The organism is Pseudocitrobacter sp. 2023LY-00077, assembly GCF_055796175.1.
Genome location: NZ_JBSPEI010000030.1, coordinates 15,270 through 26,326, shown reverse-complemented (window position 1 = coordinate 26,326; position 11,057 = coordinate 15,270). Strand labels below are relative to the sequence as shown.

Below are 11,057 nucleotides of genomic sequence, written 5' to 3'. Positions count from 1 at the left end.
TAGAGATGGTAATGCCGGGCGACAACATCAAAATGGTTGTTACCCTGATCCACCCGATCGCGATGGACGACGGTCTGCGTTTCGCAATCCGTGAAGGCGGCCGTACCGTTGGCGCGGGCGTTGTTGCTAAAGTAATGAGCTAATTATTAATTAATTAGTTTTGAGCTTAAAAAGGGCGCTTCGGCGCCCTTTTTGCTGTCTATTATTCCAGCATTCATTTTTTATTTAAAAATGCGCACCCGCTGCGTCATTTGTCATCTACTATTGTAATCATAACTATTCTCATTTACACTCTGTTCATAAATTAAGCGGGAGTCATTATGTACGTTTGTTTGTGTAACGGTGTAAGCGATAAAAAAATTCGCCAGGTAGTTCGCCAGTTTCATCCTCAATCTTTCCAGCAATTACGCAAATTTATACCCGTGGGAAATCAATGCGGTAAGTGCGTACGTGCGGCCCGCGAAGTGATGGAAGACGAATTAACGCAGATGCCGGAATATCAGGAAATCGCCTGAGCCTGATTCTTTTTTTGACATCCCTGTAGCCCGATCTACGCTTCAATAAGTGGAAGCGGAGGGACTACATAATGAAAGGTGATGTTAAGGTTATAAATTATCTCAATAAATTATTGGGAAATGAGCTTGTCGCAATCAACCAATACTTTCTCCATGCGAGAATGTTCAAAAACTGGGGCCTGATGCGCCTCAACGATATCGAGTATCACGAATCAATTGATGAGATGAAGCACGCAGATAAATATATCGAGCGTATTTTATTTCTCGAAGGGATACCGAATCTCCAGGATCTTGGCAAACTGCAAATTGGCGAAGATGTGGAAGAGATGCTGCAATCGGATCTTCGTCTTGAGCTGGAAGGCGCGAAAGACCTTCGTGAAGCCATTGCCTACGCCGACAGCGTTCATGACTATGTGAGCCGCGATATGCTTATCAACATTCTCAGTGAAGAAGAGCATCATATCGACTGGCTGGAAACCGAACTTGACCTGATCGGCAAGATTGGCCTGCAAAATTATCTACAGTCGCAAATCAAAGTCGAAGACTAAAACACCCTAAGCCCGAATATGATGAAACCCGCTGCGGCCAGAAATGGGCCAAATGGCAGCGGGTTTTTTATTGCCTGCCACTTGCACTGGTAGAACGCTGACAGGCTGATAAAGAGCAGGGCCAACAACGCGGCAGAGAGTATCAGCTCAGGAAGCACCTGCCAGCCATGCCATGCGCCCAGCGCGGCAAGCAATTTCACATCGCCATAGCCTAATCCTTCCCGATGGCGCACGCCACGATATCCCCAGTAAATCAGCGCAAAGGCGACGTATCCCCCGATGGCTCCCCACAGCGATAAAGATAACTGCGCAGGGTAAAGGCACAGGTGATACAGCACGCCGCCCCACAAGAGCGGACAGGTCAGTCTGTCCGGCAGCAGACCGGTACGCCAGTCATGCCAGCTAAGCGCCAGTGTTAATAGCGTGTAGAAAATGAAGAAGGGCAGGGGAGCATAAGCCATACTCGCCTCCGGTAAGTTGTCCAGGCCACGAGTGTGGCGAAGGCTCGCTCTGGGCGCAAAAGGCAAAACACAGTGCTACGAGTCGCTTTCCGGTATTTCTCACGTGATGACATCTTTTACAGTGCGGGATGCGGGCAGCAACGCAAATCGTCATGACTAATTTCTAAACACCCCTTGCTTCACGCTGGTATTTGCGTATAATGCGCGGGCTTGTCTAATATTGACAGCGGTTCGATATGAACCCGATGGCGCTCTTTGGTCATCAACAATGTTCCCAATCGGGGAACTACGTAAGAACGGTTACACTCTCCCATCAATCGTAATGGGTATGAGGAGTAATCATTTCGTCTATAAAATAATTGGAGCTCTGGTCTCATGCAGAACCAAAGAATCCGTATCCGCCTTAAAGCGTTTGATCATCGTCTGATCGATCAATCAACCGCGGAAATCGTCGAGACTGCCAAGCGCACTGGTGCGCAGGTTCGCGGTCCGATCCCGCTGCCGACCCGCAAAGAGCGCTTTACCGTTCTGATCTCTCCGCACGTTAACAAAGACGCGCGTGATCAGTACGAAATTCGCACTCACAAGCGTCTGGTTGACATCGTTGAGCCAACCGAGAAAACCGTTGATGCTCTGATGCGTCTGGACCTGGCTGCCGGTGTAGACGTGCAGATCAGCCTGGGTTAATCAGGTCATCGAGCGATTGAGAGGTTGATACAATGATTGGTTTAGTCGGTAAAAAAGTGGGTATGACCCGCATCTTCACTGAAGATGGCGTTTCTATCCCAGTAACCGTAATCGAAGTTGAAGCAAACCGTGTTACTCAGGTTAAAGACCTGGCTAACGACGGCTATCGTGCTGTTCAGGTTACCACCGGTGCTAAAAAAGCAAACCGTGTAACCAAGCCGGAAGCTGGCCATTTCGCTAAAGCTGGCGTAGAAGCTGGCCGCGGCCTGTGGGAATTCCGTCTGGCAGAGGGTGAAGAATTCACCGTTGGTCAGAACATCAGCGTCGAACTGTTTGCTGAAGTTAAAAAAGTTGACGTAACCGGTACCTCTAAAGGTAAAGGTTTTGCTGGTACCGTTAAGCGCTGGAACTTCCGTACCCAGGACGCTACTCACGGTAACTCCTTGTCTCACCGCGTTCCGGGTTCTATCGGTCAGAACCAGACTCCGGGCAAAGTGTTCAAAGGCAAGAAAATGGCAGGTCAGCTGGGTAACGAACGTGTCACCGTTCAGAGCCTGGACGTAGTACGTGTTGACGCTGAGCGCAACCTGCTGCTGGTGAAAGGTGCGGTCCCGGGTGCAACCGGTAGCGACCTGATCGTTAAACCAGCTGTGAAGGCGTAAGGGGATAGCAATGGAATTAGTATTGAAAGACGCGCAGAGCGCGCTGACTGTTTCCGAAACTACCTTCGGTCGTGATTTCAACGAAGCGCTGGTTCACCAGGTTGTTGTTGCTTATGCAGCTGGTGCTCGTCAGGGTACTCGTGCTCAGAAGACTCGTGCTGAAGTAACTGGTTCTGGTAAAAAACCATGGCGCCAGAAAGGTACCGGCCGTGCGCGTTCAGGTTCTATCAAGAGCCCGATCTGGCGTTCCGGTGGCGTGACCTTCGCTGCTCGTCCGCAGGACCACAGTCAAAAAGTTAACAAAAAGATGTACCGCGGCGCGCTGAAAAGCATTCTGTCCGAACTGGTACGTCAGGATCGTCTGATCGTTGTCGAGAAGTTCTCTGTAGAAGCGCCTAAAACTAAGCTGCTGGCACAGAAACTGAAAGACATGGCTCTGGAAGATGTGCTGATCATCACCGGTGAGCTGGACGAAAATCTGTTCCTCGCAGCACGTAACCTGCACAAGGTTGACGTTCGCGATGCAACGGGTATCGACCCGGTTAGCCTGATCGCCTTCGACAAAGTCGTAATGACTGCTGATGCTGTTAAGCAAGTTGAGGAGATGCTGGCATGATTCGTGAAGAACGTCTGCTGAAGGTGCTGCGCGCACCGCACGTTTCTGAAAAAGCGTCTACTGCGATGGAAAAAACTAACACCATCGTTCTCAAAGTTGCTAAAGACGCGACCAAAGCAGAAATCAAAGCTGCTGTGCAGAAACTGTTTGAAGTCGAAGTCGAAGTCGTTAACACCCTGGTAGTTAAAGGGAAAGTTAAACGTCACGGACAGCGTATCGGTCGTCGTAGCGACTGGAAAAAAGCTTACGTCACCCTGAAAGAAGGCCAGAATCTGGACTTCGTTGGCGGCGCTGAGTAAGTCGGAGGAGTAATACAATGGCAGTTGTTAAATGTAAACCGACATCTCCGGGTCGTCGCCACGTAGTTAAAGTGGTTAACCCTGAGCTGCACAAGGGCAAACCTTTTGCTCCGTTGCTGGAAAAAAACAGCAAATCCGGTGGTCGTAACAACAATGGCCGTATCACCACTCGTCACATCGGTGGTGGCCATAAGCAGGCTTATCGTATTGTTGACTTCAAACGCAACAAAGACGGTATCCCGGCAACAGTTGAACGTCTTGAGTACGATCCGAACCGCTCCGCGAACATCGCGCTGGTTCTGTACAAAGATGGCGAACGCCGTTACATCCTGGCCCCTAAAGGCCTGAAAGCTGGCGACCAGATTCAGTCTGGCGTTGATGCTGCAATCAAAGCAGGTAACACCCTGCCGATGCGCAATATCCCGGTTGGTTCTACCGTTCATAACGTAGAAATGAAACCAGGTAAAGGCGGTCAGCTGGCACGTTCCGCTGGTACTTACGTTCAGATCGTTGCTCGCGATGGTGCTTATGTCACCCTGCGTCTGCGTTCTGGTGAAATGCGTAAAGTCGAAGCAGACTGCCGTGCAACTCTGGGCGAAGTTGGCAATGCTGAGCATATGCTGCGCGTTCTGGGTAAAGCAGGTGCTGCACGCTGGCGTGGTGTTCGTCCTACCGTTCGCGGTACTGCGATGAACCCAGTCGATCACCCACATGGTGGTGGTGAAGGTCGTAACTTTGGTAAGCACCCGGTATCCCCGTGGGGCCTGCAGACCAAAGGTAAGAAGACCCGCAGCAACAAGCGTACTGATAAATTCATCGTACGTCGCCGTAGCAAATAATTTTAGAGGATAAGCCATGCCACGTTCTCTCAAGAAAGGTCCTTTTATTGACCTGCACTTGCTGAAGAAGGTAGAGAAAGCGGTGGAAAGCGGAGACAAGAAGCCCCTGCGCACTTGGTCCCGTCGTTCAACGATCTTTCCTAACATGATCGGTTTGACCATCGCTGTCCATAATGGTCGTCAGCACGTTCCAGTCTTTGTAACCGACGAAATGGTTGGTCACAAACTGGGTGAATTCGCACCGACTCGTACTTATCGCGGCCATGCTGCTGATAAAAAAGCGAAGAAGAAATAAGGTAGGAGGAAGAGATGGAAACTTTAGCTCAACATCGCCATGCTCGTTCTTCTGCTCAGAAGGTTCGCCTTGTTGCTGACCTGATTCGCGGTAAGAAAGTGTCGCAGGCCCTGGATATTCTGACCTACACCAATAAGAAAGCGGCTGTACTGGTCAAGAAAGTACTGGAATCTGCCATTGCTAACGCTGAACACAACGATGGCGCTGACATTGACGATCTGAAAGTTGCGAAAATTTTCGTAGACGAAGGCCCGAGCATGAAGCGCATTATGCCGCGTGCAAAAGGTCGTGCAGATCGCATCCTGAAGCGCACCAGCCACATTACTGTGGTTGTGTCCGATCGCTGAGACTCTGGAGACTAGCAATGGGTCAGAAAGTACATCCTAATGGTATTCGCCTGGGTATTGTCAAACCATGGAACTCTACCTGGTTCGCGAACACCAAAGAATTCGCTGACAACCTGGACAGCGATTTTAAAGTACGTCAGTACCTGACGAAGGAACTGGCAAAAGCGTCCGTATCTCGTATCGTTATCGAGCGTCCGGCTAAGAGCATCCGTGTGACTATTCACACTGCTCGCCCGGGTATCGTTATCGGTAAGAAAGGCGAAGACGTAGAAAAACTGCGCAAGGTCGTAGCGGATATCGCTGGCGTTCCTGCTCAGATCAATATCGCCGAAGTTCGTAAGCCTGAACTGGACGCTAAATTGGTTGCTGACAGCATCACTTCTCAGCTGGAACGTCGCGTTATGTTCCGTCGTGCTATGAAGCGTGCTGTACAGAACGCAATGCGTCTGGGCGCTAAAGGTATCAAAGTTGAAGTTAGCGGCCGTCTGGGCGGCGCGGAAATCGCACGTACCGAATGGTACCGCGAAGGTCGCGTACCGCTGCACACTCTGCGTGCTGACATCGACTACAACACCTCTGAAGCGCACACCACTTACGGTGTAATCGGCGTTAAGGTATGGATCTTCAAAGGTGAGATCCTGGGTGGTATGGCTGCTGTTGAACAACCGGAACCGGCTGCTCAACCTAAAAAGCAGCAGCGTAAAGGCCGTAAATAAGGAGCGTCGCTGATGTTACAACCAAAGCGTACAAAATTCCGTAAAGTGCACAAAGGCCGTAACCGCGGTCTGGCGCAGGGTACGGATGTTAGCTTCGGCACTTTCGGTCTGAAAGCTGTTGGCCGTGGTCGTCTGACTGCACGTCAGATCGAAGCAGCACGTCGTGCTATGACCCGTGCAGTGAAGCGTCAAGGTAAAATCTGGATCCGTGTATTCCCGGACAAACCGATTACCGAGAAGCCTCTTGAAGTTCGTATGGGTAAAGGTAAAGGTAACGTGGAGTATTGGGTTGCCTTGATTCAGCCGGGCAAAGTCCTGTATGAAATGGACGGTGTACCGGAAGAGCTGGCCCGTGAAGCATTCGGCCTCGCAGCCGCGAAACTGCCGATCAAAACCACCTTTGTAACTAAGACGGTGATGTAATGAAAGCAAAAGAGCTGCGTGAAAAAAGCGTTGAAGATCTGAACGCTGAGCTGCTGAACTTGCTGCGTGAGCAGTTCAACCTGCGCATGCAGGCTGCAAGTGGCCAGCTGCAACAGACTCATCTGCTGAAGCAAGTGCGTCGTGATGTTGCACGTGTTAAGACTTTACTGACTCAGAAGGCGGGTGCGTAATGACCGATAAAATCCGTACTCTGCAAGGTCGCGTCGTTAGCGCGAAAATGGAGAAATCCATTGTTGTTGCTATCGAACGTTTTGTGAAACACCCGATCTACGGTAAATTCATCAAACGTACGACCAAACTGCACGTACATGACGAGAACAACGAATGCGGTACCGGTGACGTGGTTGAAATCCGCGAATGCCGTCCGCTGTCCAAGACTAAGTCCTGGACGCTGGTTCGCGTTGTAGAGAAAGCGGTTCTGTAATACAGTACTCGTTCTCGATACGAATAAACGGCTCAGCGATGAGCCGTTTATTTTTTCTACCCATATCTTGAGAGTGGTGTTATAATGCCGCGCCCTCGATATATGGGGCTTTTTAATGGCCTGATTTTCGGGTCTCAGTAGTAGTTGACATTAGCGGAGCACTAAAATGATCCAAGAACAGACTATGCTGAACGTCGCCGACAACTCCGGTGCACGTCGCGTAATGTGTATCAAGGTTCTGGGTGGCTCGCACCGTCGCTACGCAGGCGTAGGCGACATCATCAAGATCACCATCAAGGAAGCAATTCCGCGTGGTAAGGTCAAAAAAGGTGATGTGCTGAAGGCGGTAGTGGTGCGCACCAAGAAGGGTGTTCGTCGCCCGGACGGTTCTGTCATTCGCTTCGATGGTAATGCATGCGTTATTTTAAACAATAACAGTGAGCAGCCTATCGGTACGCGTATTTTTGGGCCGGTAACTCGTGAACTTCGTAACGAGAAGTTCATGAAAATTATCTCTCTGGCACCAGAAGTACTCTAAGGAGCGAATCATGGCAGCGAAGATCCGTCGTGATGACGAAGTTATCGTGTTAACCGGTAAAGATAAAGGTAAACGCGGTAAAGTAAAAAATGTCCTGTCTTCCGGCAAGGTCATTGTTGAAGGTATCAACCTGGTTAAAAAACATCAGAAGCCGGTTCCGGCCCTGAACCAACCAGGCGGCATTGTTGAGAAAGAAGCAGCTATTCAGATCTCTAACATTGCAATCTTCAATGCGGCAACCGGCAAGGCCGACCGTGTAGGCTTTAGATTCGAAGACGGCAAAAAAGTCCGTTTCTTCAAGTCTAACAGCGAAACTATCAAGTAATTTGGAGTAGTACGATGGCGAAACTGCATGATTACTACAAAGACGAAGTAGTTAACAAGCTCATGACTGAGTTTAACTACAATTCTGTCATGCAAGTCCCTCGGGTCGAGAAGATCACCCTGAACATGGGTGTTGGTGAAGCGATCGCTGACAAGAAACTGCTGGATAACGCAGCAGCTGACCTGGCAGCAATCTCCGGTCAAAAACCGCTGATCACCAAAGCACGCAAATCAGTTGCAGGCTTCAAAATCCGTCAGGGCTATCCGATCGGCTGTAAAGTAACTCTGCGTGGCGAACGCATGTGGGAGTTCTTTGAGCGCCTGATCACTATTGCTGTACCGCGTATCCGTGACTTCCGTGGCCTGTCCGCTAAGTCATTCGATGGCCGTGGTAACTACAGCATGGGTGTCCGTGAGCAGATCATCTTCCCAGAAATCGACTACGATAAAGTCGACCGCGTGCGTGGTTTGGATATTACCATTACCACTACTGCGAAATCTGACGAAGAAGGCCGTGCTCTGCTGGCTGCCTTTGACTTCCCGTTCCGCAAGTAAGGGTTACTGAATGGCTAAGCAATCAATGAAAGCACGCGAAGTAAAACGCGTAGCTTTAGCTGATAAATTCTTCGCTAAACGCGCTGAACTGAAAGCTATCATCTCTGATGTGAACGCTTCCGATGAAGATCGTTGGAACGCTGTTCTGAAGCTGCAGAGTCTGCCGCGTGATTCCAGCCCGTCTCGTCAGCGTAACCGCTGCCGTCAAACAGGTCGTCCGCATGGTTATGTGGGCAAGTTCGGGTTGAGCCGTATTAAGCTTCGTGAAGCCGCTATGCGCGGTGAAGTACCAGGCTTGAAAAAGGCTAGCTGGTAATTACCAATTGAATCACGGGAGTAAAGACAGATGAGCATGCAAGATCCGATCGCGGATATGCTGACCCGTATCCGTAACGGTCAGGCCGCGAACAAAGCTGCGGTCACCATGCCTTCCTCCAAGCTGAAAGTGGCAATTGCCAACGTGCTGAAGGAAGAAGGTTTTATTGAAGATTTTAAAGTTGAAGGCGACACCAAGCCGGAACTGGAACTTACTCTCAAGTATTTCCAGGGTAAAGCTGTTGTAGAAAGCATTCAGCGTGTCAGCCGCCCAGGTCTGCGCATCTACAAACGTAAAGATGAGCTGCCGAAAGTTATGGCCGGCATGGGTATCGCAGTTGTTTCTACCTCTAAAGGTGTTATGACTGATCGTGCAGCGCGCCAAGCTGGTCTTGGTGGCGAAATTATCTGCTACGTAGCCTAATCGGAGGAAAAAATGTCTCGTGTTGCTAAAGCACCGGTCGTTGTTCCTGCCGGCGTTGATGTAAAAATCAACGGTCAGGTTATTACGATCAAAGGTAAAAACGGCGAGCTGACTCGTACTCTCAACGATGCTGTTGAAGTTAAACATGCAGATAATGCACTGACCTTCGGTCCGCGTGATGGTTACGCAGATGGATGGGCTCAGGCTGGTACCGCGCGTGCCCTGCTGAACTCAATGGTTGTCGGTGTTACCGAAGGCTTCACTAAGAAGCTACAGCTGGTTGGTGTAGGTTATCGTGCAGCGGTTAAAGGGAATGTAGTAAACCTGTCTTTAGGTTTCTCTCACCCGGTTGACCATCAGCTGCCTGCGGGTATCACTGCTGAATGTCCGACTCAAACTGAAATCGTGCTGAAAGGCGCTGATAAGCAGGTGATCGGTCAGGTTGCAGCGGATCTGCGCGCCTACCGTCGTCCTGAGCCTTATAAAGGCAAGGGTGTTCGTTACGCCGACGAAGTCGTGCGTACCAAAGAGGCTAAGAAGAAGTAAGGTAACACTATGGATAAGAAATCTGCTCGTATCCGTCGTGCGACCCGCGCACGCCGCAAGCTCCAGGAGCTGGGCGCAACTCGCCTGGTGGTACATCGTACCCCGCGTCATATTTACGCACAGGTAATTGCACCGAACGGTTCCGAAGTTCTGGTAGCTGCTTCTACTGTAGAAAAAGCTATCGCTGAACAACTGAAGTACACCGGTAACAAAGACGCGGCTGCAGCTGTGGGTAAAGCTGTTGCTGAACGCGCTCTGGAAAAAGGCATCAAAGATGTATCCTTTGACCGTTCCGGGTTCCAATATCATGGTCGTGTCCAGGCACTGGCAGATGCTGCCCGTGAAGCTGGCCTTCAGTTCTAAGGTAGAGGTGTAAGATGGCTCACATCGAAAAACAAGCTGGCGAACTGCAGGAAAAGCTGATCGCGGTAAACCGCGTATCTAAAACCGTTAAAGGTGGTCGTATTTTCTCCTTCACAGCTCTGACTGTAGTAGGCGATGGTAACGGTCGCGTAGGTTTTGGTTACGGTAAAGCGCGTGAAGTTCCAGCAGCGATCCAGAAAGCGATGGAAAAAGCCCGTCGCAATATGATTAACGTCGCGCTGAATACCGGCACCCTGCAGCACCCAGTTAAGGGTACTCACACGGGTTCTCGTGTATTCATGCAGCCGGCTTCCGAAGGTACCGGTATCATCGCCGGTGGTGCAATGCGCGCCGTTCTGGAAGTCGCTGGAGTTCGTAACGTTCTGGCTAAAGCGTATGGTTCCACCAACCCGATTAACGTGGTTCGTGCAACTATCGATGGTCTGGAAAATATGAAATCTCCGGAAATGGTCGCTGCCAAGCGTGGTAAATCCGTTGAAGAAATTCTGGGGAAATAAACCATGGCAAAGACTATTAAAATTACTCAAACCCGCAGTGCAATCGGTCGTCTGCCGAAACACAAGGCAACGCTGCTTGGCCTGGGTCTGCGTCGTATTGGTCACACCGTAGAACGCGAGGATACTCCTGCTGTTCGTGGTATGGTCAACGCGGTTTCCTTCATGGTTAAAGTTGAGGAGTAAGAGATGCGTTTAAATACTCTGTCTCCGGCCGAAGGCTCTAAAAAGGCGGGTCGCCGTCTGGGTCGTGGTATCGGTTCTGGCCTCGGTAAAACCGGCGGTCGTGGTCACAAAGGTCAGAAGTCTCGTTCTGGCGGTGGCGTACGTCGTGGTTTCGAGGGTGGTCAGATGCCTCTGTACCGTCGTCTGCCGAAATTCGGCTTCACTTCTCGCAAAGCAGCGATTACAGCGGAAATCCGTCTGTCTGACCTGGCGAAAGTGGAAGGCGGTGTTGTAGACCTGAACACGCTGAAAGCAGCTAACATTATCGGTATCCAGATCGAGTTCGCGAAAGTGATCCTGGCTGGTGAAGTCACTACTCCGGTAACTGTTCGTGGCCTGCGTGTTACTAAAGGCGCTCGTGCTGCTATCGAAGCTGCTGGCGGTAAAATCGAGGAATAA

General features: G+C 50.4%; 25 protein-coding genes. 24 read left to right on the top strand and 1 reads right to left on the bottom strand.

All coding sequences use genetic code 11. The features are described 5' to 3' along the window. From ACWWFX_RS23855 to bfr, 3 genes are all read left to right on the top strand, one after another. Positions 1-143, top strand: a 143-nt coding sequence (locus tag ACWWFX_RS23855; RefSeq protein WP_446661267.1) for an EF-Tu C-terminal domain-related protein, incomplete at its 5' end; no start/stop codon positions are given. A 177-nt stretch (positions 144-320) separates the two neighbouring features. Then, a complete protein-coding gene (gene bfd / locus ACWWFX_RS23850; RefSeq protein ID WP_015962735.1) occupies positions 321-515 on the top strand; it encodes a bacterioferritin-associated ferredoxin in 195 nt (64 codons plus the stop codon). Positions 516-586: 71 nt separating this feature from the next. Beyond that, entirely contained in the window at positions 587-1,063 is a 477-nt protein-coding gene (gene bfr / locus ACWWFX_RS23845; protein ID WP_015962736.1) for a bacterioferritin, read from the top strand. Here the strand turns inward: bfr and ACWWFX_RS23840 are convergent. Further along, positions 1,060-1,524 carry a prepilin peptidase gene (locus ACWWFX_RS23840; RefSeq protein WP_473224920.1) on the bottom strand — a complete coding sequence of 155 codons (465 nt, stop codon included), beginning with the start codon at positions 1,522-1,524 and terminating at the stop codon, positions 1,060-1,062. The genes bfr and ACWWFX_RS23840 overlap by 4 nt on opposite strands. Before the next feature lie 375 nt (positions 1,525-1,899). Here ACWWFX_RS23840 and rpsJ point away from each other — a divergent pair, with 375 nt between their 5' ends. From rpsJ to rplO, 21 genes are all read left to right on the top strand, one after another. Further along, positions 1,900-2,211, top strand: coding sequence for a 30S ribosomal protein S10 (gene rpsJ / locus ACWWFX_RS23835; RefSeq protein ID WP_001181005.1), 312 nt, complete (start codon positions 1,900-1,902; stop codon positions 2,209-2,211). A 32-nt stretch (positions 2,212-2,243) separates the two neighbouring features. After that, positions 2,244-2,873: a 50S ribosomal protein L3 gene (gene rplC, locus ACWWFX_RS23830; protein ID WP_231826062.1), complete on the top strand. Its 630-nt coding sequence runs from the start codon at positions 2,244-2,246 to the stop codon at positions 2,871-2,873. Positions 2,874-2,883: 10 nt separating this feature from the next. Next, positions 2,884-3,489 (top strand): 50S ribosomal protein L4, encoded by a 606-nt coding sequence (rplD, locus tag ACWWFX_RS23825; protein WP_000424395.1) that lies wholly within the window; start codon positions 2,884-2,886, stop codon positions 3,487-3,489. Next, positions 3,486-3,788, top strand: coding sequence for a 50S ribosomal protein L23 (gene rplW, locus ACWWFX_RS23820; protein ID WP_000617546.1), 303 nt, complete (start codon positions 3,486-3,488; stop codon positions 3,786-3,788). The genes rplD and rplW overlap by 4 nt, the downstream gene beginning before the upstream one ends. Positions 3,789-3,805: 17 nt before the next feature. Further along, complete coding sequence (rplB, locus tag ACWWFX_RS23815) at positions 3,806-4,627, top strand: 50S ribosomal protein L2 (RefSeq protein WP_015962739.1); 822 nt, start codon at positions 3,806-3,808, stop codon at positions 4,625-4,627. A 16-nt stretch (positions 4,628-4,643) separates the two neighbouring features. Further along, positions 4,644-4,922 (top strand): 30S ribosomal protein S19, encoded by a 279-nt coding sequence (rpsS, locus tag ACWWFX_RS23810; protein ID WP_001138117.1) that lies wholly within the window; start codon positions 4,644-4,646, stop codon positions 4,920-4,922. A gap of 14 nt (positions 4,923-4,936) precedes the next feature. Beyond that, positions 4,937-5,269 carry a 50S ribosomal protein L22 gene (rplV, locus tag ACWWFX_RS23805; RefSeq protein WP_002919773.1) on the top strand — a complete coding sequence of 111 codons (333 nt, stop codon included), beginning with the start codon at positions 4,937-4,939 and terminating at the stop codon, positions 5,267-5,269. 17 nt (positions 5,270-5,286) lie between these two features. Then, a complete protein-coding gene (rpsC, locus tag ACWWFX_RS23800) occupies positions 5,287-5,985 on the top strand; it encodes a 30S ribosomal protein S3 (RefSeq protein WP_006817277.1) in 699 nt (232 codons plus the stop codon). Between the two features lie 12 nt (positions 5,986-5,997). Further along, positions 5,998-6,408, top strand: a complete 411-nt coding sequence (gene rplP, locus ACWWFX_RS23795; RefSeq protein ID WP_002919759.1) for a 50S ribosomal protein L16 — start codon at positions 5,998-6,000, stop codon at positions 6,406-6,408. Further along, complete coding sequence (rpmC, locus tag ACWWFX_RS23790) at positions 6,408-6,599, top strand: 50S ribosomal protein L29 (RefSeq protein ID WP_015962740.1); 192 nt, start codon at positions 6,408-6,410, stop codon at positions 6,597-6,599. Before rplP ends, rpmC begins: the two co-directional genes overlap by 1 nt. Beyond that, entirely contained in the window at positions 6,599-6,853 is a 255-nt protein-coding gene (rpsQ, locus tag ACWWFX_RS23785) for a 30S ribosomal protein S17 (RefSeq protein ID WP_015962741.1), read from the top strand. Before rpmC ends, rpsQ begins: the two co-directional genes overlap by 1 nt. A 166-nt stretch (positions 6,854-7,019) precedes the next feature. Beyond that, positions 7,020-7,391, top strand: a complete 372-nt coding sequence (rplN, locus tag ACWWFX_RS23780) for a 50S ribosomal protein L14 (RefSeq protein ID WP_000613954.1) — start codon at positions 7,020-7,022, stop codon at positions 7,389-7,391. 10 nt (positions 7,392-7,401) lie between these two features. Further along, positions 7,402-7,716, top strand: a complete 315-nt coding sequence (gene rplX, locus ACWWFX_RS23775) for a 50S ribosomal protein L24 (protein ID WP_015962742.1) — start codon at positions 7,402-7,404, stop codon at positions 7,714-7,716. 14 nt (positions 7,717-7,730) lie between these two features. Further along, complete coding sequence (rplE, locus tag ACWWFX_RS23770; RefSeq protein ID WP_007702494.1) at positions 7,731-8,270, top strand: 50S ribosomal protein L5; 540 nt, start codon at positions 7,731-7,733, stop codon at positions 8,268-8,270. A gap of 10 nt (positions 8,271-8,280) precedes the next feature. Then, positions 8,281-8,586: a 30S ribosomal protein S14 gene (rpsN, locus tag ACWWFX_RS23765; RefSeq protein ID WP_003863291.1), complete on the top strand. Its 306-nt coding sequence runs from the start codon at positions 8,281-8,283 to the stop codon at positions 8,584-8,586. 30 nt (positions 8,587-8,616) lie between these two features. After that, the gene (gene rpsH, locus ACWWFX_RS23760; RefSeq protein ID WP_003031127.1) at positions 8,617-9,009 is read left to right on the top strand and encodes a 30S ribosomal protein S8; all 393 of its coding nucleotides are present in this window, start codon (positions 8,617-8,619) and stop codon (positions 9,007-9,009) included. 12 nt (positions 9,010-9,021) lie between these two features. Beyond that, complete coding sequence (gene rplF, locus ACWWFX_RS23755) at positions 9,022-9,555, top strand: 50S ribosomal protein L6 (protein ID WP_174895458.1); 534 nt, start codon at positions 9,022-9,024, stop codon at positions 9,553-9,555. Between the two features lie 9 nt (positions 9,556-9,564). Further along, positions 9,565-9,918: a 50S ribosomal protein L18 gene (gene rplR / locus ACWWFX_RS23750; protein ID WP_000358960.1), complete on the top strand. Its 354-nt coding sequence runs from the start codon at positions 9,565-9,567 to the stop codon at positions 9,916-9,918. A gap of 14 nt (positions 9,919-9,932) precedes the next feature. After that, complete coding sequence (gene rpsE / locus ACWWFX_RS23745; RefSeq protein ID WP_015962744.1) at positions 9,933-10,436, top strand: 30S ribosomal protein S5; 504 nt, start codon at positions 9,933-9,935, stop codon at positions 10,434-10,436. A 3-nt stretch (positions 10,437-10,439) separates the two neighbouring features. Continuing rightward, positions 10,440-10,619, top strand: a complete 180-nt coding sequence (rpmD, locus tag ACWWFX_RS23740; RefSeq protein ID WP_001140434.1) for a 50S ribosomal protein L30 — start codon at positions 10,440-10,442, stop codon at positions 10,617-10,619. Between the two features lie 3 nt (positions 10,620-10,622). Continuing rightward, positions 10,623-11,057: a 50S ribosomal protein L15 gene (rplO, locus tag ACWWFX_RS23735; protein ID WP_015962745.1), complete on the top strand. Its 435-nt coding sequence runs from the start codon at positions 10,623-10,625 to the stop codon at positions 11,055-11,057.